Genomic DNA, 22,170 nt, shown 5'->3' on the forward strand with positions numbered 1-22,170 from the left:
AGTTTCTTATGAATTCATCTTTTCAGCCTAAAAATTTTAAGCTCGTTCATGAATTGAAAAACCGTATTCGGATTTTAGTTCCTATTCTGAAAAAGGATCCTGAGCGAACTTATATTTTTGAGATCATATTAAAAAAACGCCCTGCAATAAAAAGCATAAAATCTATCCCGGAAATTGGCTCGGTAACCCTGTATTTTGATCACAAAAACTTACCTAAAGAGAATTTCCTGACCTTGCTGGATTTGGTGCTGGGTAATATCGGCAAGAAAAAAATCAGCCTGCCAAAAAGCAATATTATTGAAGACACCAGTATTCCTTTACAAGATATTAGCCTGGCTATTGAAGGTATGAGCTGCGCCTCTTGCGCATTATTACTGGAAATGAGCCTAAAGCGGGACCCACGCGTCCATGACGCTACAGTCAACTTTGCCTCGGCTATCGCTTCATCTAATGGCCGTTTATCGCGTCAGGACATGGCTCAAATCATCAGCAAAGTCGGTTATAAAGCTAACTTAATGGATACGCTGTCGCAGCGTCAGGAGCTTATAAGAAAGGAGCACCTGCGCCTGGCCAGCGCTAAAAAACGATTTATTTGGGCCAGCGTCCTCAGCGCCCCGGTCGTTGCAATCGGTATGGCAATGCCTGCAGGACGTGTATATCACTGGATTCAATTTGCATTAACGACCCCGGTAGTGTTTGGCGCAGGCCTAAGCTTTTTTAGCAAAGCCTGGTTGCTTGCAAAAATGGGCCGGGCAAATATGGATAGTTTAATCGCTATCGGTGTTGGCTCCGCTTATGGCTATAGCATACCCTCCCTGTTAAGAGGTAGTGGACATCTGTATTTTGAAGCGGCTGCCAGTATTATTTCCTTTGTCCTGCTGGGACGTTATATGGAAGAAAGTGCCAAAGGAAAGGCCGGCGAAGCCATTAGGAAGCTGGTAGATTTACAACCACAAACGGCGACACTGTTAAAAGATGGTAGCGAAATTACTATTGGTATTGATGATATCGAATTAGGCGATGCCTTACTCGTCCGCCCTGGGGAAAAAATCCCTACAGATGGCGAAGTTATTGATGGAATTTCAACCGTAGATGAAGCCATGGTGACCGGTGAAAGTATTCCTGTTATCAAAGAAACCGGACACAAAGTCATTGGCGGCTGCGTTAATGGCACTGGCGTACTGACTATCGAAGCAACAGCTATCGGCATGGATACAGTGCTCGCGGGGATTATCCATATGGTCGATCACGCACAGGCATCTAAATTACCGGTACAAAAAATGGTCGATAAAATTTCGGCCGTATTTGTGCCCAGTGTTATGGGTATTTCAGCACTCACCTTTGTTTCATGGACTATTGCGGGGGCACCTTTCAGCTTTGCTTTTAGCAGCGCAGTGACTGTGCTACTCATTGCCTGCCCTTGCGCACTGGGTTTAGCAACACCAACAGCAATCATGGTGGGTACTGGGCAATCCGCGAAACGCGGCGTTTTTATCCGCAATGGCGAAAGCTTGGAAACAGCCACCCACTTAACAGCCATAATCTTTGATAAAACTGGAACCATTACCGAAGGAAAACCGGTGGTGACCGACTTTATTAACATCAGTCAACTGGATAATGAAATACTGCTTACGCATATTGCTTCTGCCGAAAATAACTCAGAGCATTTCCTGGCTCAGGCGATTGTTAATTATGCACAGACAGAACATGATTTTGATTTTAAAGCGGTAAAAGATTTTCAGGTTACCGCGGGTCGTGGTCTGCAAACAAAAGTAGGACATTACCAGGTATTGATTGGTAACCAGGCCTGGTTAGAAGAACAAAATATCGGTATTAATGAATTACTGCCTCATGCTTACGAATTAGGGCTAAAAGGCAAAACACCTGTTTTTACTGCTTTTAATGGTAAGGCAAGTGCGATATTTGGTATTGCTGACCAACCCAGAGAATCAGCCAAACAGGCGATTGCCGCACTGAACCAGTTAAATATTGAAACCCTGATGGTCACAGGTGATACTATTGAGACAGCCAACCATATTGCTGATCTGGTCGGCATTAAAACAGTTATCGCTCATGCAACACCTGAGCAAAAACTGCAGGAAATTCATCGCCTGCAAAATGAAGGCGGTTCAGTCGGTATGATTGGTGATGGTATTAATGATGCTCCTGCCCTGGCGGCTGCGAATGTTGGTTTTGCCATAGGTCATGGAACTGATATTGCAATTGAATCGGCTGATTTGACATTGGTCAATGGAGATATTTCCAAAGTAGCTGAAACAGTTGAACTCAGCACTTACACGATGAAAATTATCAAACAAAATTTATTCTGGGCTTTCGGTTACAACACCATCGCCATCCCTATTGCTGCAGTCGGCAAGCTAAACCCAATGATAGCTTCAGCTGCCATGGCATTAAGCTCTGTCTCGGTGATCGTCAACTCTTTACGTATTAACGGAAAATAACGTGGTCGATTTTTTTGCCAACCTGGATTACACGGTTTACACCCTTGCTTTATTGACTGGTTTTTTTGGTAGCGGACACTGCGCTGGTATGTGCGGAGCGCTGGTTGCTGGCTTCTTTATGAAAACCGAGAAGAAAAGTGTCTGGCCTTATATAGCCTATCACTTTGCCCGCATTACGATGTATTTTATAGTCGGCATTATCGCTGCCTTGCTAGGCGTAGCACTGGTATCTACTGGTTTATTAGGACATATTCAGGGGTTTTTACAGGTCACCATTGGCTTTTTCGTCATTGTTTTAGCCCTAGGTATCGTAGGACTCTCTCCCTGGCAATTTTCAATGAAGTACATGCCGACTAATGTACTGAATAAAATATTTATGTCAGCGGCTAGACGTGGCTCTGTTTTAGGTGCCAGCATGGGCGGTATGTTAAATGGCCTAATGCCCTGCCCGCTAACCTTTGCTATGGCCGTCAATGCAACCACGGCACCGAGCCCCTTAGAAGGTGGCCTAATGATGTTGGCTTTAGGCGTGGGCACCTTACCCACCATGTTTGTGGTTACTTTTGCATTTGGTAAGCTAGGCACTGCAGCACGAGGATTAATGCTGAAAGTCGCTGCTGTCCTTATGATTGTAATGGGAGCAAATACCATGTATAACGGCATTCGTTTCCTTGCTGCTGATAACGGATTCAAGGACATGCAGCACCATATGCAATCGATGGAATTGATGAGCTTGGGCAGCAAACCAGAACAACAAACCGGCATGGAAATGGATCACTCTAAGCACAATATGCCTTAACGTTTAAGATGAAACTCACCACTAAAGATCTAACAGTTTTGCATCAGGCAGCAGATGTATTAGAAAACCCTAGCTTTAGTTCTAAACTCACAAAAACTGTGGGTGGTGCTGTTGAAAAAACGATTGCTATATTACCCGCACAAGTCGCTCTATCATTAAATGATATAACTCGCACAGCCCTGGAAAAATCACTGGAAGGTGCAATATTCACTTTAAATTCCCGCAAAAGCAGCATTCCCTATAATAGAACGCATAAATTTTTTGCTTGCTTAAGCGGTGCAGTAGGCGGTGCTTTCGGTTTTACTGCGATTACTGTAGAACTGCCTATTTCAACCACTATTATGCTGCGCTCTATTGCCGATATAGCACGTTTCTATGGTGAAAACCTGAGCCACAGCAATACCAAGATGGCCTGCCTGGAGGTTTTTGCCTTAAGTGACACGACTAAGCATGGATCAGAAACGGGTTATTATGCGATTCGTTCAATATTAGCTAAAGGGCTAGCCGATGCATCAACCCAACTGAGCACTCCAGTTATAAGCAAGGAAAGTGCACCTATAGTCAGTAAAGCCATTAATCAAATTGCAGCTCGATTTAGTGTTCCTGTTTCTGAAAAATTAGCGGCCCAATCCGTACCTGTTATTGGTGCTATTGGCGGCGCAACAATTAACCTGTTATTTATTAGCTATTTCCAGAACCTGGCTCACGCGCATTTTGCTTTGCGCAGGCTAGAACGTAACTACACACCAGAAATCGTCAAATTAAATTACCAAAAATATCTGGCACAGCAGCAGTACTAATATCCCCCCCATTATCCTAGAAACCGCAGTTGAGCAGGGATTTTGTGGGGAATCTGAGTGCGAAAGACAAGGCACCGCTAGCAGGCAATGGCCATAGCCCTTGGCAATAGCTGTAACGCAGCATTTCGCGATCAGGTTTATTCACAAAACCGTGAAGCGGAGTCTGTTCACCCTGCAGGGGATAAGTTGTTACGGTCATTATGATTTATATTCAAATGCTTAGAGTATTTTTTAGCATTCAACTGCGGTTTTTAGGATAAAAAATCCTGAAAACTATCCATTTCCATAAGCGTAAAACTAAATTGTTTCTTAACCCAATATTCCTAAGATTAAAAATGGTTTCGTAGTATTATAGTTAGCCCCGTAAAGAATTATCCTGCAATAATAATGAAGATAGGTTCCTACCAATTACAAAATAATCTTATCTTAGCGCCCATGGCAGGGATTACCGACCGGCCGTTTAGAAACTTATGCAAACAAAACGGTGCGGGACTGGCTGTTTCGGAAATGGTCGCGTCTAATCCGGCCTTACGCAAACATAAACGCACCTTGTTAAAAGCCGACCATACAGGCGAAACAGGTTTGCGCTCCGTGCAGATTCTTGGCACAGACCCCGAACAAATGGCAGACGCGGCACAATTTAACGCCCAACGCGGCGCACAAATTATCGATATCAATATGGGTTGCCCGGCAAAGAAAGTCTGCTCAGTTGCAGCGGGTTCTGCATTATTACGCGATGAAGAGCTAGTAAAACGAATTCTACACAAGGTTGTACAGTCAGTTGATGTTCCGGTCACTCTAAAAATTCGTACCGGATGGGATAAAGACAGTCGCAATGCTATTAATATTGCCCAATTAGCTGAACAATCCGGTATTGCCGCCCTGACCGTGCATGGCCGTACACGCGCCTGTGCATTTAAGGGTGCAGCTGAATACGATACCATTAAAGCGGTCAAAGCAGCCGTATCCATTCCGGTCATCGCAAATGGTGATATATCCACGGTAGAAAAAGCCAGATACGTGCTAAATTACACCTCTGCAGACGCTATTATGATAGGCCGCGCTGCTCAAGGCAGGCCCTGGTTTTTTAATGAAATTCAACACTATTTACAAACCGGCGAACAAGCTATTCAGGCTGATATAAATAAAATTAAAAACACCTTACTGCTGCATTTAGAAGAGCTGTATCTATTTTACGGTGCACTGAATGGTGTTAGAATAGGCAGGAAACATATCGGCTGGTATTTCGAACATTTAGGTTCACTACCCGCTGCGATAAAAAAACCGATATACCAGACAATCTCCCCGGAAACCCAGCTATCTCTCGTTAGCTCTGCGTTTGACCTTTTTGATAAAGCTTTGCCACAGAAGCAAGCAGCAATAAAGTATTGATATGATGACAATTACCACCCCTATTCCCTTATCTATGCAGGTAAGGACAGCTGTAGATCAATACCTCGCACAACTGGATGGACATCACACAACAGACCTGCACGCGCTGGTACTCACTGAAATCGAAAAACCGCTATTTGAAGCAACCTATCAATACTCAGGTTATAACCAGACCAAAACCGCACAAATTCTTGGTATCAGCCGTAGCACCTTACGTAAAAAACTAGATCAATACGGCATATCCTAACCCCCTCCTTTTTCTTTAGAGATCTACATGAATAAAAAAGTTAACCGCGCATTAATCAGCGTTTCTAACAAAACTGGCGTACTTGATTTTTGCCGTGAGCTGGACCAGTTAGGCATAGAACTATTATCTACAGGCGGCACGGCCAGTTTATTAGCCGACAATGATATTAATGTTACCGAGGTATCTGATTACACCGGTTTCCCCGAAATGATGGATGGCCGGGTCAAGACTTTACACCCGAAAATTCACGGGGGTATTTTAGGACGCCGGGGTATTGATGATAACATCATGGCGGATAGCGGTATCAAAGCGATTGATATGGTGGTGGTTAACCTTTACCCGTTTGAAGAAACCGTTGCCCGCCCTGATTGTGATTTTGACACCGCTATAGAAAATATAGATATTGGTGGGCCAAGCATGATTCGTGGTGCCGCCAAGAACCACAAAGACGTCGCAATTGTAGTAGATCCAAACGACTATACAACGGTATTAAATGAACTGCTTAATAATGAAAAGCAATTATCCGAACAAACACGCTTTAATCTTGCGCTGAAAAGCTTTGAACACACAGCAAGTTACGATACTGCTATTGCACAATATTTAGCTAAAGTGAACCAGCAAACCTTTCCTGAAACGCTTAATTTGCAATTTAATAAGATCCAAAGCATGCGTTACGGAGAAAACCCCCATCAAAATGCAGCTTTTTACAAAGAAAAATCACCTGTCGCGGGATCGATTGCAGCGGCCAGACAACTGCAAGGTAAAGAGCTTTCCTATAATAATATTGCCGATACCGACGCTGCATTAGAATGTGTTAAATCCTTCGAAAATAAAGCCACCTGCGTTATTGTCAAACATGCCAACCCATGTGGTGTTGCTCAGGCAGACTCTATTCTGGACGCTTATAAGCTAGCTTATGCTACTGACCCCACATCATCCTTTGGCGGTATCATTGCGTTTAACCGAGAATTAGATGCAGCGACTGCTGCCGAGATCATTAAGCGCCAATTCGTCGAAGTTATTATTGCCCCGACAATTAGCCTTAAAGCACAAACAGTACTGACAGCAAAACAAAATGTCCGGGTTCTAGAATGTGGGCTATGGAATAGTGGTAACGAACCTAGCCTGGACTATAAGCGCATATCTGGTGGTTTATTAGTTCAAGACAAAGATCATGGTATGATCACCGCCGCAGAAGTTAAAGTAGTCAGCAAACGCACACCAACCGAGCAGGAATTAACTGATTTATTATTTGCCTGGAAAGTGGCTAAATTTGTTAAATCCAATGCCATCGTGTATTGCAAAGACGGTCGCACAATCGGTGTGGGCGCTGGGCAAATGAGCCGTGTTTATTCTGCCAAAATCGCAGGCATAAAAGCAACAGATGAAGGCTTAACAGTTCCCGGGTCGGTCATGGCATCAGATGCTTTTTTCCCATTCAGAGATGGCCTGGATGCCGCGGCAGAAGCAGGTATTACTGCCGTTATTCAGCCGGGTGGTTCGATGCGTGATGCCGAAGTTATTGCCGCCGCAGATGAGCATAATATCGCCATGGTATTTACCGGCATGCGTCATTTCAAGCATTAAATAACTCCACTTCATACCCTGTAGGGCGTGACTTTAACTCGCCTTTTTTGATGCTAAATAGCAAGTAAAGCGGGCTAAAGCCACGCCCTACACGATAAAACCTCTATACCAAAATCTCCAGTATTATGAAAATTCTTATAGTCGGTAGTGGCGGGCGTGAACATGCGCTGGCCTGGAAAGCTAGTCAATCTCCTAAAGTAGACACTGTTTATGTAGCTCCAGGCAATGCAGGTACAGCTTTAGAAGACAAACTCACCAATATAGATCTTGCAGTAGAAGATATCCAAGGTTTACTCAGCTTTGCGCAAAAGGAAAAGATAGGTCTAACCATTATCGGCCCTGAAGTACCTCTGGTCGCAGGCATAGTCGATGCCTTTCAAGCAGCTGGGCTTAAATGCTTTGGCCCAAGTGCACAGGCGGCACAATTGGAAGGCTCGAAAAAATTCTGTAAGGACTTTATGGCACGACATAACATCCCGACAGCAGAGTACCAGACCTTTACAGAGACCAAAGCAGCCATCGATTATATTCAGAAAAAAGGCGCACCTATCGTCGTTAAAGCCGATGGCCTGGCTGCGGGCAAAGGCGTTATCGTTGCCCAGAGTGAAGCCGAGGCTATTTCTGCTGTGCAAGATATGCTTTCTGGCAATAGCTTTGGAGCAGCGGGTAGCCGCGTCGTAATCGAAGAATTCCTAAGCGGAGAAGAAGCCAGCTTTATCGTAATCGCCGATGGTATACAGGCACTCCCTATGGCTAGCTCACAAGACCATAAAGCGCGTGACAATGGTGATAAAGGTCCGAACACTGGCGGTATGGGTGCTTATTCCCCTGCCCCGATTATCACCGATGATATTCACCAACGAGTGATGAACGAAGTGATTAATCCCACGTTAAAAGGCATGAGCGAAGATGGCATGCCCTATACTGGCTTTTTATATGCCGGCTTAATGATTAAGCCTAATGGTGAGCTCAAAGTTTTAGAGTATAACTGCCGTTTCGGTGATCCGGAAACGCAGCCGATTATGATGCGCCTGAAAAGTGACTTAGTGGAGCTATGTGAAGCAGCATTAACCCAGGACTTAGCTAATCTTAGTACTGAATGGGATGAACGCAGTGCATTAGGTGTTGTTTTAGCGGCTGGCGGCTATCCCGATAACTATCTTAAAGATGATGTGATTAGCGGACTACCAGATACTGGTACGAATGATAGCAAAGTTTTTCATGCAGGTACCCGTTTAGTCGACAACGAAGTTGTCACTGCAGGCGGACGAGTTTTATGTGCCTGTGCCCTGGGTGACGATATTAAACAGGCCCAGGAAAAGGCCTATCAGCTCACTGAGAAAATCAGCTGGGATAAAGTCTATTATCGTACTGATATTGGTTTTAAAGCTCTCAAATAACATTCTGTGAGCGTGCTTTAATCCTCCTTTATTGATATCGATATAGGCGGGCTAAAGCCGCGCCCTACATGAACCTAGAAAAATCAGTTGCTCACGTTTTCTAGCACAAGCTCTTGATTCCACCGCACTTCCAAAAAATGTCCGCTTAACCTATGGGTGAAGCTAAAATTTTCTGAAAGCACTGTGAAAACAATATCTTGCACTATAAATTCGCGCTCAACTGATTCTTCTAGGATGAACAGACTAAACATCATATGGTGCCAAAATTATTCCCTATCCCTGAAAATCATGCGCAACGCTTCGCCTTGCATAATGAGATTCATGCACGCCCGCCCGTATCATTAAAACTCCCGGTGAGCGCAAGCCATCTGGCTATCACTTTTAGTGACCAGGAAAAGCAGCAAGAACATGTACATTTAGCGAACTTATGTCAAAGATTTGCTATTAACCCCCCCCAAAAGGATGCCAGACACTTTATTGCAAGTTGCGATAACTTTCTGCTTCACTGGGAACAACATGGTGAATTTAGCACTTATTGCTTTTATGTTAACAGCGTAAACATAAAAGACCCTTTCGCAAAACCCGCATTAGCATTCGCGCCTATAGACTGGCTTGATAAACTAGCGGGCCAAACCATTGTTGCAGCTCACGCAGTGATAATGCCTGCCAACCAGCAACAACAAGTAGACCCTGAGACTCTCAGCGCTTATTTCGCAGGGAATGCAATCGTAGGTTCCAAAATGACCGGCGAAGATGCCATGGCATTTACTGATTTCCGTATCCATAATGATGGCTTTAGCCGGTTTATTATATTCGATAAAAAACTACAATCTCAACAGGCAGGGCGATTATTGCAACGGCTTTTTGAAATTGAGGTCTATCGGGTAATGGCACTACTAGCGCTACCGATAGCGCAACAGCTTGCCCCTAAAGTAAATGAATCGGAGCAACGTTTATCAGATATTACTACGGCAATGGCCCAGCCCAAATGTAATGATACGGTTTTACTGGATAACTTGACCCAGCTAGCTGCAGAAGTAGAAAGCCATATTTCACACAGTCAATTTCGCTTCTGGGCAGCACAGGCTTATTACAAAATTGTAGAACAGCGCATTACTGATATACGCGAAATAAAAATTCAGGGCATACAAACGATTGGTGAGTTTCTGACCAAACGACTACAGCCTGCAATCATGTCCTGTAAAACAACCTCGCAGCGCTTCGATTCAATCTCGGAAAGAATCAGCAATGCCAGTCAATTATTACGCACCCGTGTCGATATTTCCATAGAAAGGCAAAATCAGGCACTCCTTACCTCGATGGATTTACGCGCAAAAATACAACTGCGCTTTCAAGAGACCGTTGAAGGCCTGTCTATTGTTGCCATCACTACCTATATTATCAGCCTACTACACTCAAGCGTAAAAGCAATTCACACACTCGGATTCAAGGAATTTCATCCGGATATAATTGCCGGGGTCGCCATTCCTTTTGTGCTGATTATTGTTGCTATCGGTGTACGACGTTTGCATAAAGTAATAAAAAAAATTGAATGACTGGTATACACTATTCCTTTTCCCGGTAGAGCGGACTTTAGTCTGCTAATAGCCATGAAAATTACGGACTAAAGTCCGCTCTACAACACCTATCAACCCTGAACTCCAGCATGCTTTTCAAGCGTCAGAGGCTTAGCTCAATTTTCAGGCATTAGATAAATTTGTCGGTTAAAACCACGCTCTACAGGATGAAAATAGGGTTGTAGTCCAGACGAAAAGATGATTTCACCATGGTTTAATTTAAATATCAGGAACACGCTAGAACAGTGTCCGATCTTCAGGACAGTGAGATTCACTAATTCACCTTTCTACAGATATTAATATTTTTCATTACATGATCCATTTCGGATAACATAATTTTGTGTGCAATTTTTCGTTTTACAAAACTGAAAAATCCCGAAATTTCCTCTGTCCAAGTGCGATTGATGTAGACTAGCAAGTTGCCTTCCTTTACCGGTATCAGCCCTATAAAAACCTGCACTGAATCCAAAGTATGGCTAATATAATAACCACGTTCGATTTGCAAAGTGACTCCACCACTATTGCTATAGATGCGATGACTCAAGCCCACTGCCGGACGATCACCCAGGTTTACCAGGTACCAGTAATAGTCTTCGACGAGCGAATCGTTAATACCCTGGGGATAATCCTTTAGCAAGGAATATAACTGCGGATACAATTTTTTCAATCCCAAAGATTCTTCCAGAGAAGTCTTCAACTGGTATTCTGGTTGCGTTTGTTTATTGCCACCTCGCGCATAGGGTGACAAGCCTTTTAAGCCTAGTTTGCGGTATTGCTGATAACGCTTCAGCAATATATTCTGAATAAGCAGTTGGGTATTTTGTACATCCAGATGCTTGTTTTGCGCTTGCTTTAGTTTTGCAAATTCGCTGATTTCCAGCGCAGAAAGATTAAGCTCCCTGCCCTCTTTGGCGTCTATAAATCGCTTTAACTCCTTTTCATTCTGCGCATTAAAGCGGATAGCCTCAAAATCAGCTGGTGTAGCATTTTCAGCTATTAGAGAGCTTGCTAGAATATGTTGCTCGGGTGCTAACCATGTACCTTGCCGAATTGTGTCCAGGTTAATTTGCGCATCATCTTTAACTAAACAGGCTACGCCTTGAGCAAGTTCATTTTTGGATACCGGGACGATATCGGTGGTAGTAATTTTACCTGCCAGCACTTGTTGCGTATGTTTTTCGCTAAAAGGTGTTTCAAGAAGTAGTGTGCTCACGCTAGGTAATTCAGCAGCTAGGCTAGTATTTATAAACACAGAAAGATAACACAATATAGACAAAGATAGTTTCATAATGTTTCTTGAGATATTTGAGGCATCATCCTAGAAAAATCGGTTGAACGCGGATTTATAGTGCAAGTTATTGAGTTATTATAATACAATCAAAAAACCTTAGCTTCACCCATAGCTTAAGTGGGTATTTTTCTGAAGTGCTGTGGAATCAAGAGCTTGTGCTAGAAATTGTGGGCAACTGATTTTTTTAGGATAATAGTTGTTAAATCCGTATTAGTGCCGCACTAGTGCCTCTATTTAAACAACTGAGCATGGCTGCCTATTTGTAGTAAGATTGCATCTTTATCCAGACTAATATACGTCTTCCTTAGCACTCTTCATGCTGGTCAATATATATTAGCGACAAAAAAAGGGCCAGCTTGCTTTATACTATAAGCAAACTAGCCCTTTCTTAAGCAATGCTGAACCCCAATACTTACATGGTTTCAACGCCAGAATCTGTGGCAATCAACACAACATCAGCTGGTCTTACGCCAAAAATACCCACTGTTACTACTCCAGCAATATTATTAACTAATCTTTCCAGTGCCAGTGGCTCTGCGATTTGCATATTATGTACATCGATAATTTCACAGCCATTATCGGTAAGGTAGTTTTCCCGCCAGATGGGCTGGCCACCTAGTTTAACAATTTCACGTGCGACATAACTACGTGCCATTGGGATAACTTCAATCGGCAGAGGAAACTCACCTAATACTTTAACTGTTTTGCTTTGATCAACGATACAAACAAATTTCTTACTTGCGCCGGCTATAATTTTTTCGCGTGTTAATGCACCACCGCCGCCTTTAATCAATTCTTTTAGTGGGTTAACTTCATCAGCTCCATCGACATACACATCCAGATTACCTGATTCGCTGAGCTCCATAACCGGAATACCGATTTTTTTCAGTCTTTCTGTGGTCGCAATCGAGCTTGAAACCGCACCTTTAATATCGTTTGTTAAGTTAAAGTCCACCAGACAATCAATAAAATGATTAACTGTCGAACCAGTACCTACACCTAATATTGAAACACCTTTAATATAAGGTAAAGCCGCTTCTGCTGCTTTACGTTTGCTTTCATCTTGTGTCATGCGTTTATCTTCCTAAACATTATGTAAGTTAAAAAAAGGAAAAACTGGGGAGTCGGCTTTAGCCTGCCTGTATAAGGGCTAGTGTAGGCTAAAGCCTACTCCCCGATGCAGCATTTAACCCGTTTTTCGATTATTTAGAGTTCAGAGCAATAGCGTTAGCGACTATGCTTTTGCTAATTCAACACGCATTTCGTCAATAACCGTTTTATAATTCGGCTGACTGAAAATCGCAGAGCCGGCAACAAACATATCTGCGCCTGCTGCTTTAATTCCACGGATATTATCTACTTTTACACCACCATCAATTTCCAGGCGTATATCGAAACCACTGTCATCAATTCTTTTTCTTGCTTCACGTAACTTGTCTAAGGTAGCAGGAATAAATGACTGGCCACCAAAACCTGGGTTAACTGACATTAATAAGATAATATCTACTTTATCCATCACATAATCAAGATAAGATAAAGAAGTCGCCGGGTTAAATACCAGACCAGATTTACAGCCTAAGTCACGCACCATTTGCAAAGTTCTATCAATATGCGTGGACGCTTCTGGGTGAAAAGTAATCATGCTTGCGCCTGCTTTTGCAAAGTCAGGAATAATGCGATCTACTGGCTCTACCATTAAATGCACGTCAATCGGCGCAGTAACACCATGTTTTCTTAGTGCATCACAAACCAGAGGCCCGATAGTTAAATTAGGTACAAAGTGATTATCCATTACATCAAAATGCACAACATCAGCGCCGTCGGCCAGGACCTTATCAACTTCTTCACCTAGTTTTGCAAAATCCGCAGATAGAATAGAGGGTGCAATCCAGTTATCAGTCATATCGTTTCTCCAATTAAATTATTGTTATATTTTATAGGTCATACTAAGGCACCTAGAAACAAATAAACATCCTTGCTAGCCTTTTTGTCCGCCATCAGCACAGTAGCAACAGTTACGTAGCCTGCTGTGCTCCTATTGCTACAGCACTGATGACAAACAAAAATACTGCCCAAATACTGGACACTTATTTATTTCCTGATGCCTATGCTCGTCTTTATGCAACTTTTAATCTTAACATAGCTTATTACATCTTATCTATCACGAATCAAGGATCGCTTTTATTATTCCTGACTCAAGGCTTCAACTAATTGCTTGGCAGGCATATACCCCGGATATACATAGCCTTTTGGACTAATCATCATTGGCGTACCACGTACTCCTAATTCGTCGCCTAAAGCCATTTGCTTATCAACTGTGTTATCACAGGTTTTTTCAGGGGGTGGAGTTGTACCAGATTTAGCGGCTGTTAAAGCTGCCGCTCTGTCATCTGCACACCAGACTGAAATTGCTTTTTTATAAGAATCTGAGCCTTTCCCAGCGCGTGGAAAGAATAAATATCTAACGGTGATTCCTTCTGCCATATATTGATCAATTTCAGAATGTAGCTTGCGGCAATAGCCACAGTCTATATCTGTAAATATATTAATCACATATTTCTGCATAGGTGCTTTAAATATGATCATTTCTTCTAATGGCACGGCATTGATCATGGCTGCTTTTGCAACCGCCAGTTTTTCTTCAGTTAAGTCTTTTTTATCTACTAAATCAAACATACGACCTTGAATTAAATATCTGCCATCAACAGACACATAGTAGATATTCGCTCCGACCATCACCTCATACAGACCTTTTATTTCAGAAGAGCTGATATTCTTTTCTTCAACTACCAGTGATGGCATACTTTCCATCAGCACCTTTTTCAACTCACTTTTATCCAGTTCCGCATTTGCACTAGCGGATATAAAAAAGCTAACTACTAATAACGTCTGTATAAATCTTTTCATTTCTAATCCATAAAAGTATAAACATGCCCAGCAGGGCTGTTTGTTATTGAAATAAACGCTCTATATCTAAAAACATGGCCAGCCCCATCAATGCTAATAAGGCTGTCATGCCAATTTGCTGAAAAAATATTTGCACTTTCTCAGACACTGGACTGCCTTTAATTGCTTCAATGGCAAACATCAATAAATGCCCACCGTCTAAAACCGGGATAGGTAATAAGTTAAGTATCCCTAAACTGATACTGACTATGGCTAAAAATTTAAGAAATGCTATCAAGCCCATTTCTGCAGATTTGCCTGCATATTTTGCAATACTTACTGGCCCGCTCAGATTTTCTACCGATGCCTTGCCAACAAACATATAGCCCATCATTTTTAAAGTTACACCGGAATAATACCAGGTACGTTCGACTGCTGCTTGTAGTGCCTGTAAAGGTGGTAGTGAGTATGTGATCATCATTGATTCACGTAAACCTTCCGGAACCTGAACTCCTACACCAATTTTTCCTGTAATCTTCTCATTCTCGATAACATTCTCAGGAGTTAAAGCAATATCCTTTATTTGTCCATCACGCTCGACTATAACATTCATAAGCTGACCTGCATGCTCTTGAACATACGCGACCCAGTCCATCCAGTCCGTAAATTCAATGCCATCCGCGCTAACAATCAAATCCCCGACCCGCAAACCCGCATGCGCAGCAACGCTATCCTGTATTACTCGTCCTATGACAGGAATTAAAGCAGGTTGCCATGCCTGAAAACCGAGTTCTGCAAATAAGCGTTCTGGCTCTTGGCTAAACTCTAAAGGGATGACTAAATTATGCGTCAGTAGAGCGCCTTCTGCAGTTTTTACTTCTACCGGTATACCTTGATCAGCATCCATTGCTGAGGATAGAATTGTTTCAACGGCTTCGCGCAAGGTCGCGGTGTTTCTATTATTAACGGCAACGATCTCTTCACCTTCCACAAACCCAGCTTTATCCAGCAAAGTACCTGATTCAACCTGACCAACCACAGGACGCATACCGGTATCACCCAGCATAAAAATGGCCCAGTAAAGCAATACTGCCAACAATAGGTTGAAGATTGGTCCCGCTGCAACAATAGCTGTGCGTGCCCATAAAGATTTCTGCGTAAACGCATAGGGCAAATCTTCTGCTGCAACATCACCCTCACGCTCATCAAGCATTTTTACATAGCCACCCAGAGGAATTGCCGACAAGACATACTCGGTCGCGGCACTATCTTTCTGATATTTCCAGATAACCTTACCAAAACCGATTGAGAAGCGGAGTACTTTTACCCCGGCTTTTCTAGCCACCCAGAAGTGACCAAACTCATGAATCGCAACTAATAGCCCGACGGCGACAATAAAATAAAACAGGGAATTTAAAGTTTCCATCAGGCAACTAACGTTTCAATAACTTTATCAGCTTGTTCCCGAGCCTGCTTATCTGCATCAAGAATATGTTCTAAAGTATCGGCCTGTGTAGGCGTAAATTGATGCATACTGCGTTCTATCACCAGCGGAATATCGGTAAAGCGTATTTGCTCATTTAAAAAGGCTTCAACAGCAACCTCATTAGCCGCATTTAAAACGGTAGGCATAATACCACCAGCTGAAATGGCTTCCATTGCAAGACGTAAACAAGGAAATCTCTTTAAATCAGCCGGCTCAAAATCCATATGCTTGACCGCAAAAATATCCAGTGGCGCAACTCCCGAGTCAAACCGTTCAGGCCATGCCATTGCATGGGCAATCGGCACACGCATATCGGGATTACCCATTTGCGCCAGCACACTGCCATCCTCATAATCTACCATCGAGTGAATAATACTTTGCTGATGAATAACGACTTGAATTTGCTCCGGCTGCATATTGAATAGCAAGCACGCTTCAATTAACTCCAGACCTTTATTCATCATGGTCGCAGAGTCAACTGAAATTTTTCTGCCCATATCCCATTTAGGATGTGCTACTGCCTGAGCCACGGTTACATCCGCTAATTGATCCAGAGGTGTTGTTCTAAACGGGCCACCGGATGCCGTTAAGAGTATACGTCTTGCACCATGCGCATCATGCCCAGCCGTATAGTTAGCAGGCATACATTGAAAGATGGCATTGTGCTCACTATCAATAGGTAATAAGACTGCACCTGCGTCTTTTATCGCCTGCATAAAAATGTCGCCCGACATTACCAGTGATTCTTTATTGGCAAGCAACACTGTTTTACCTGCCTGAGCCGCTGCTAATGCAGAAAGTAATCCTGCGGCGCCAACGATGGCAGCCATAACAGAGTCAACCGATTCTAGCGTTGCTACCGTTTCCAATGCTTCAGCACCGACCAGAACCGTCATGCCAGCAATATCAGTGCCGACGATTTGTTGTTTAAATTCAGCACCCTTTGCTTCATTAACAACCACTGCATATTCAGGCTTAAACTCCATACACTGGTTAAATAAAGCATAGGTATTAGTATTCGCCGTTAAAGCAATGACCTTATATTGATCTGCATGGCGCTTAACAACATCTAAAGTGCTAACACCAATCGAGCCTGTCGCTCCTAATATGCATATTCCCTTCATGAATACATCCACCGTATAAACCAAACACCAGAATAAAAGATAGGAATTGCTGCAATAAAACTATCCAGACGATCCAGCAGCCCACCGTGCCCAGGTAAAATTGAACCGCTGTCTTTAACGCCACGAGTACGTTTTGCCGCACTAAAGAATAGGTCTCCGTAAATAGAGACCATGACGGTAATGACTGAAAGTAAAATAAAATCAATAGTGACCAACGCAGGATAACCAAAATACAGTGTTAAACACAAGCCCATAACAACTGCAGCGCCTATCGCGCCATACATACCTTCTACTGTTTTCCCCGGACTAATCTCTATCGCTAATTTGGTAATACCAAATTTTTTACCGACAAAATAGGCGGCAACATCAGCAGCCCAGATTAACAGAAACAAGTACATGGTCATAGCAGGCTCTTCCATTACCATTAAGCGGCTTAAGAAGAACCATGCTGAAACTAAAACAAAACCACCAATAAATAACTGTTTACCCTTGCTTTTATTGGGGTCTAATAATTCATCAGCAGACTTGCGAATTTTAAACATCATCCAAAGCCAGAACAAAACGATAGGAATCATCAAAGTTTCTATCACACCCGAATATTTTCTAATTTCAGGATAGTTAGTTAACTGCGTAATAATTTCAAGTACCTGGGTCCAGAAATGTAGGAATAACATTGGCAACAGCATAACAAGTAAAAACGCTAGTTTTCCTATGACTGATTTAACGCCTGCCAGGTTTGCCCATTCCCAGGCAGCGCCAAATATAATAACGGCCCAAAGTATTGAAAAATAGAGATGATCTAATTTAAAAACAGCCAAAGCTACCAAAGGAGCCAAGATAGAAGCTGTAATAACGCGTTGAAGTAACATATTTTTTATTATTTTTTCTAAAAAAGGTTATAAAAAGACAGCCTAACAATAAAATCTAGTTAGACATACTTTGAACTTGTTCACTAGTCCGGCCAAATCGACGCTCCCGGGTGAGAAAATCATCAATCGCTACTTGCATGGTTTCTGCTTTGAAGTCTGGCCAAAGTTCATCCGTAAAATAAAACTCTGTATAAGCCAGTTGCCATAACAGAAAATTACTAATGCGCTTCTCCCCTCCTGATCTGATAAACAAATCAGGGTCTGGCAAATCGGGTATCGATAAGCTACCGGCGATCATCGTCTCATCGATCTCGTCAGGCGCAATAATTCCTTCTTTAACCTGTTGAGCAATATCCTGTACAGCAAGGGTTATATCTCTATGTCCCCCATAATTTGCAGCAATTACCAGAGTTAATCCGGCATTATCTTGCGTCAGCTGCTCACTTTCGGCCATTTTAAGCTGAATACTCTCTGAGAAATCAGTACGCTCGCCGATAAAGCGCAGACGTATATTATTTTTATGCAGACGTTTGACTTCTTTTTCCATGGTCAGCATAAAAAGTCCCATTAACTTGGAAACTTCATCCTTAGGGCGACGCCAATTCTCACTGCTGAAAGCAAATAAAGTAAGCACCTGTATATCTTCCTCGGCACAAAACTTGACCACTCGCTTAACTGCTTTTACCCCAGCCGGATGCCCCATTATGCGAGGCAAATGACGCTTTTGCGCCCAGCGGCCATTACCATCCATAATAATGGCTATATGCTTAGGGTAGTGCGACTTATCCATATCGCCTGGTTTTTCTTGCATAATAATGTGCCTTATATCGACAGTAGATCAGCCTCTTTTTCCTCTAAAAGCTTTTCTACCTGCTTGATGTATTCATTGGTAATCTTCTGAACTTTTTCTTCACCTGCATGTGCCTCATCCTTGGAGACCATTTTTTCTTTTAATGCTTCCTTTATTTCAGAGTTAGCATCACGGCGAATACTACGAATAGAGACGCGACCATTCTCGGCTTCTGCTTTAACCACTTTGACCAAATCACGACGACGTTCTTCAGTCAACATAGGTAATGGCACACGAATAATATTGCCATTTGTCACTGGGTTCAATCCTAGATCCGAAGACATAATGGCTTTTTCTATCGCTTGCATCATACCCTTTTCCCAGGGTGTAACAGCCAGAGTACGTGAATCATCAACAGCAACACTAGCCACCTGAGACAAGGGGGTATCAGCACCGTAGTAAGACACAACTACCTGATCCAGCAAACTGGGATGAGCACGACCTGTTCTTATTTTTGTAAAGCCTTTTTTAAGCGCTTCGATACTTTTATCCATCTTGCCAGATGCATCTTGTTGAATATCACTTATCATTATTATTATCCTCGCTCTATAAGAGAGCCTATATCTTCACCTTGCATCAAACGCATAATAGCACCTGATTCAAAAATATTCATCACCCGCATGGGTAAATTATTATCTCGACAAAGTACTAATGCCGTAGTATCCATAACATTCAGTCGTTGATCCAATGCTTCATCATAAGTTAATGTCGGATAAAAAACAGCATCCGCAACTTTTTCAGGATCTGCGGAATAGACACCTTTTACTTTAGTTGCCTTAATCATCAACTCCGCATCAACCTCAATCGCTCGTAAACTTGCAGCCGAATCCGTGGTAAAAAATGGATTTCCCGTGCCTGCAGCAAAAATGGTGACTCGGCCTTTCTCCAAATGCCTAACAGCTTTGCGGCGGATATAATCTTCACAAACCTGGTTGATTTTCAGCGCACTCATTACCCGCACAGGCTGGCCCAGAAACTCTAAGCAATCCTGCATTGCCAAAGCATTCATTACCGTCGCCAGCATTCCCATCTGGTCGCCCGTAACGCGATTTAAACCTTCAGCAGCCTGGTCTGCACCGCGTAAAATATTTCCCCCACCAATAACTAAACCAACCTGTACGCCTGCATCACAGAGTTCTTTTATTTCTGTTGCCAAGCGCTTTACGATTGCCGGGTCAATATTGCCCCCCGTTTCGCTCATTAACGCTTCACCACTTAATTTCAGCATAATTCTTTGGCAAATGAGTTTAGTCATGACTATTTTCCTTTATTGGTTAATGATTTTTCTAGGTTTAGTTTCTTACCTATGCTGTAAATAATAGCAATCCATTGATTTACTATTTAGTTTTGCTCCTTTCCATTTTCTTAGACCTGGCGTTAAACTGCCCGTAACAAATATTACAGACAGTATGCGACCTTCGCAATACCCCTCACGTCCAAAGGTTTAACGCGACTTAGGCTCCGCGAACTTGCGCCATAACTTCAGCGGCAAAATCGCCTTCGTCTTTTTCTATGCCTTCACCCACTTGTAGATGAATAAAACTTAGCACCTGATTACCTTTACCTTTTACAAGCTGAGCAACGGTTACTTTGTCATCTTTAATAAACGACTGGCCTTCCAGAGTCACTTCAGCAAGGAATTTCTTGATACGACCACCAATCATTTTTTCAATAATTGCGGCTGGCTTACCACTCTCTTCTGCTTGTGCAACAAAAATTGCTTTTTCCTTTGCTACAGTCTCTGCAGGTACATCAGCTTCAGCAACACACATAGGCTTACTTGCCGCAACATGCATTGCAACGTCTTTAGCCAATTCAGCATCCGGTGTTGCTAATTCAACTAAAACACCAATTTTTTCACCATGCAGGTAAAAACCTGTACCACCCTCTGTAGCCACTTTCTGGAAACGCCTTAAAGTGATATTTTCCCCCAGAGTAGCAATCAAACCACGACGTACTTCATCAATCGTTTTGCCATCGGCTAATTTAAGCGTATAAGCTTCATCTACCGTACTAACATCAGCGGCTAGAATTGCTTCTGCCACTGCATTCGCAAACTCTTTGAAAGTATCGCCTTTAGCAACAAAATCAGTCTCACAATTCACATCAATAATGGCAGCACTCTTAGTATCTGCACTTTGCGCGACTGCAATACGCCCTTCAGCGGCAATACGATTCGACTTCTTATCCGCTTTTGCCAAACCTGCTTTACGCATGTTTTCGATTGCAAGCTCCATATCAGTATTGGCTTCAACCAAAGCTCTTCTACATTCCATCATTCCAGAACCCGTTCTTCCACGTAGTTCTTTTACCATTGCAGCAGTTACACTCATGCTATTTATACCTTAAAGTTCTTTAACCCGAGTCCATTGTCTTTAAAGCGACAAAAACTCAGGTCTAATTCTATAAAAACGCCCCCAGATGGAGGCGTCCTAAAAGCTCAACAAACAACTGCTTGTTGTTTGTTTAATCGCTTACTCCGCGTCTGTTACTTGTTCAACAAACTCATCAGCTTTAGCAGAAACATCCAGTCTTGCAGCTTTCGCTTCTAAAATAGCGGTAGCAATACTTTCTGTATATAGCTTAACTGCACGAATTGAATCATCATTACCAGGAATAACGTAATCAACACCAACCGGAGAGTTGTTAGTATCAACAATACCGATAACAGGAATACCTAATTTTTTCGCTTCGCTTAATGCATTTTTTTCGTAACCCACATCTAACACGAAAATTGCATCAGGAGTTCCACGCATGTCTTTAATACCACCTAAACTACGCTCTAGTTTTTCCATTTCACGTTCCATACCCAACGCTTCTTTTTTACTAAAACGCTGTAGCATAGTACCGTCTGCTTGCATTGCTTCCAGCTCTTTTAAACGACCAATTGATTTTTTAATGGTTTTAAAGTTAGTTAGCATTCCGCCTAACCAGCGGTGATTTACGTAAGGCATGCCACAACGAAGAGCTTGCTCGGCAACTGCTTTACGAGCAGATTTTTTAGTTCCAACAAATAAAATATTACCTTTATTTGCTGTCATTTGTCCTACATAATTCATTGCATCATTAAACAAAGGAAGTGTTTTTTCCAGGTTAATAATATGAATTTTGCTGCGCGCACCAAAGATATAAGGTGCCATTTGAGGATTCCAGTAACGAGTTTGGTGCCCAAAGTGAACACCTGCTTCTAGCATTTGACGCATTGATACTGCGGCCATTTTTTTCTCCAATAATTTTCGGAAGCAATTCCGAAAGGGTTACGCCTCCACCTACCCCAGCTGGAAACCAGTTTTATAAAAAACCAGCACCCTACCAACCGTGACGATAGATGTGAGTTTTAATCATGCCAGGCCGACTATCTAAAAAACAGTCAAGCAGAGCACTAATGAACTTACCTTTA

20 protein-coding genes are annotated in these 22,170 nt (G+C 42.6%); 8 read left to right on the forward strand and 12 right to left on the reverse strand.

The window, feature by feature from the left end; genetic code table 11:
• Positions 1-8: 8 nt before the first annotated feature.
• The 8 genes from ACQY3F_RS12955 to ACQY3F_RS12990 all read left to right on the forward strand — a co-directional run bounded on the left by ACQY3F_RS12955 (position 9) and on the right by ACQY3F_RS12990 (position 10,243).
• A complete protein-coding gene (locus tag ACQY3F_RS12955; RefSeq protein WP_428355285.1) occupies positions 9-2,462 on the forward strand; it encodes a heavy metal translocating P-type ATPase in 2,454 nt (817 codons plus the stop codon).
• A 1-nt stretch (position 2,463) separates the two neighbouring features.
• Positions 2,464-3,261 (forward strand): sulfite exporter TauE/SafE family protein, encoded by a 798-nt coding sequence (locus tag ACQY3F_RS12960; protein ID WP_428355287.1) that lies wholly within the window; start codon positions 2,464-2,466, stop codon positions 3,259-3,261.
• 8 nt (positions 3,262-3,269) lie between these two features.
• The gene (locus ACQY3F_RS12965; protein WP_428355288.1) at positions 3,270-4,061 is read left to right on the forward strand and encodes an EcsC family protein; all 792 of its coding nucleotides are present in this window, start codon (positions 3,270-3,272) and stop codon (positions 4,059-4,061) included.
• Positions 4,062-4,448: 387 nt separating this feature from the next.
• Positions 4,449-5,453: a tRNA dihydrouridine synthase DusB gene (gene dusB / locus ACQY3F_RS12970; protein ID WP_428355290.1), complete on the forward strand. Its 1,005-nt coding sequence runs from the start codon at positions 4,449-4,451 to the stop codon at positions 5,451-5,453.
• Between the two features lies 1 nt (position 5,454).
• Positions 5,455-5,700, forward strand: coding sequence for a helix-turn-helix domain-containing protein (locus ACQY3F_RS12975; RefSeq protein WP_428355292.1), 246 nt, complete (start codon positions 5,455-5,457; stop codon positions 5,698-5,700).
• A 27-nt stretch (positions 5,701-5,727) separates the two neighbouring features.
• Positions 5,728-7,287, forward strand: coding sequence for a bifunctional phosphoribosylaminoimidazolecarboxamide formyltransferase/IMP cyclohydrolase (gene purH, locus ACQY3F_RS12980; protein WP_428355293.1), 1,560 nt, complete (start codon positions 5,728-5,730; stop codon positions 7,285-7,287).
• A 125-nt stretch (positions 7,288-7,412) separates the two neighbouring features.
• Positions 7,413-8,687 (forward strand): phosphoribosylamine--glycine ligase, encoded by a 1,275-nt coding sequence (gene purD, locus ACQY3F_RS12985; protein ID WP_428355294.1) that lies wholly within the window; start codon positions 7,413-7,415, stop codon positions 8,685-8,687.
• 254 nt (positions 8,688-8,941) lie between these two features.
• On the forward strand, positions 8,942-10,243 hold the full coding sequence (locus ACQY3F_RS12990; RefSeq protein WP_428355295.1) for a DUF3422 family protein: 1,302 nt from the start codon (positions 8,942-8,944) through the stop codon (positions 10,241-10,243).
• Positions 10,244-10,538: 295 nt separating this feature from the next.
• Here ACQY3F_RS12990 and ACQY3F_RS12995 read toward each other — a convergent pair whose 3' ends face one another.
• The 12 genes from ACQY3F_RS12995 to rpsB all read right to left on the reverse strand — a co-directional run bounded on the left by ACQY3F_RS12995 (position 10,539) and on the right by rpsB (position 21,988).
• Entirely contained in the window at positions 10,539-11,477 is a 939-nt protein-coding gene (locus ACQY3F_RS12995; RefSeq protein WP_428355296.1) for a hypothetical protein, read from the reverse strand.
• Between the two features lie 490 nt (positions 11,478-11,967).
• The gene (rpiA, locus tag ACQY3F_RS13000; protein WP_428355298.1) at positions 11,968-12,627 is read right to left on the reverse strand and encodes a ribose-5-phosphate isomerase RpiA; all 660 of its coding nucleotides are present in this window, start codon (positions 12,625-12,627) and stop codon (positions 11,968-11,970) included.
• A gap of 162 nt (positions 12,628-12,789) precedes the next feature.
• Positions 12,790-13,458, reverse strand: coding sequence for a ribulose-phosphate 3-epimerase (gene rpe / locus ACQY3F_RS13005; protein WP_428355299.1), 669 nt, complete (start codon positions 13,456-13,458; stop codon positions 12,790-12,792).
• Positions 13,459-13,739: 281 nt separating this feature from the next.
• Positions 13,740-14,462, reverse strand: coding sequence for a DsbC family protein (locus tag ACQY3F_RS13010; RefSeq protein WP_428355300.1), 723 nt, complete (start codon positions 14,460-14,462; stop codon positions 13,740-13,742).
• A 43-nt stretch (positions 14,463-14,505) separates the two neighbouring features.
• Entirely contained in the window at positions 14,506-15,867 is a 1,362-nt protein-coding gene (gene rseP / locus ACQY3F_RS13015; protein WP_428355301.1) for an RIP metalloprotease RseP, read from the reverse strand.
• Positions 15,867-17,051 (reverse strand): 1-deoxy-D-xylulose-5-phosphate reductoisomerase, encoded by a 1,185-nt coding sequence (gene ispC / locus ACQY3F_RS13020; protein WP_428355302.1) that lies wholly within the window; start codon positions 17,049-17,051, stop codon positions 15,867-15,869. The genes rseP and ispC overlap by 1 nt, the downstream gene beginning before the upstream one ends.
• A complete protein-coding gene (locus ACQY3F_RS13025; protein WP_428355303.1) occupies positions 17,048-17,920 on the reverse strand; it encodes a phosphatidate cytidylyltransferase in 873 nt (290 codons plus the stop codon). The genes ispC and ACQY3F_RS13025 overlap by 4 nt, the downstream gene beginning before the upstream one ends.
• 55 nt (positions 17,921-17,975) lie before the next feature.
• The gene (locus ACQY3F_RS13030; RefSeq protein WP_428355304.1) at positions 17,976-18,731 is read right to left on the reverse strand and encodes an isoprenyl transferase; all 756 of its coding nucleotides are present in this window, start codon (positions 18,729-18,731) and stop codon (positions 17,976-17,978) included.
• 11 nt (positions 18,732-18,742) lie between these two features.
• Positions 18,743-19,300: a ribosome recycling factor gene (gene frr, locus ACQY3F_RS13035; RefSeq protein WP_428355306.1), complete on the reverse strand. Its 558-nt coding sequence runs from the start codon at positions 19,298-19,300 to the stop codon at positions 18,743-18,745.
• A 5-nt stretch (positions 19,301-19,305) separates the two neighbouring features.
• Entirely contained in the window at positions 19,306-20,025 is a 720-nt protein-coding gene (pyrH, locus tag ACQY3F_RS13040) for a UMP kinase (RefSeq protein ID WP_428355307.1), read from the reverse strand.
• A gap of 199 nt (positions 20,026-20,224) precedes the next feature.
• Positions 20,225-21,103, reverse strand: coding sequence for a translation elongation factor Ts (tsf, locus tag ACQY3F_RS13045; protein ID WP_428355309.1), 879 nt, complete (start codon positions 21,101-21,103; stop codon positions 20,225-20,227).
• Positions 21,104-21,244: 141 nt separating this feature from the next.
• Positions 21,245-21,988 (reverse strand): 30S ribosomal protein S2, encoded by a 744-nt coding sequence (rpsB, locus tag ACQY3F_RS13050; RefSeq protein ID WP_428355311.1) that lies wholly within the window; start codon positions 21,986-21,988, stop codon positions 21,245-21,247.
• Between the last annotated feature and the right edge of the window lie 182 nt (positions 21,989-22,170).

Source organism: Methyloprofundus sp. (assembly GCF_965251085.1).
GTDB lineage: Bacteria > Pseudomonadota > Gammaproteobacteria > Methylococcales > Methylomonadaceae > Methyloprofundus.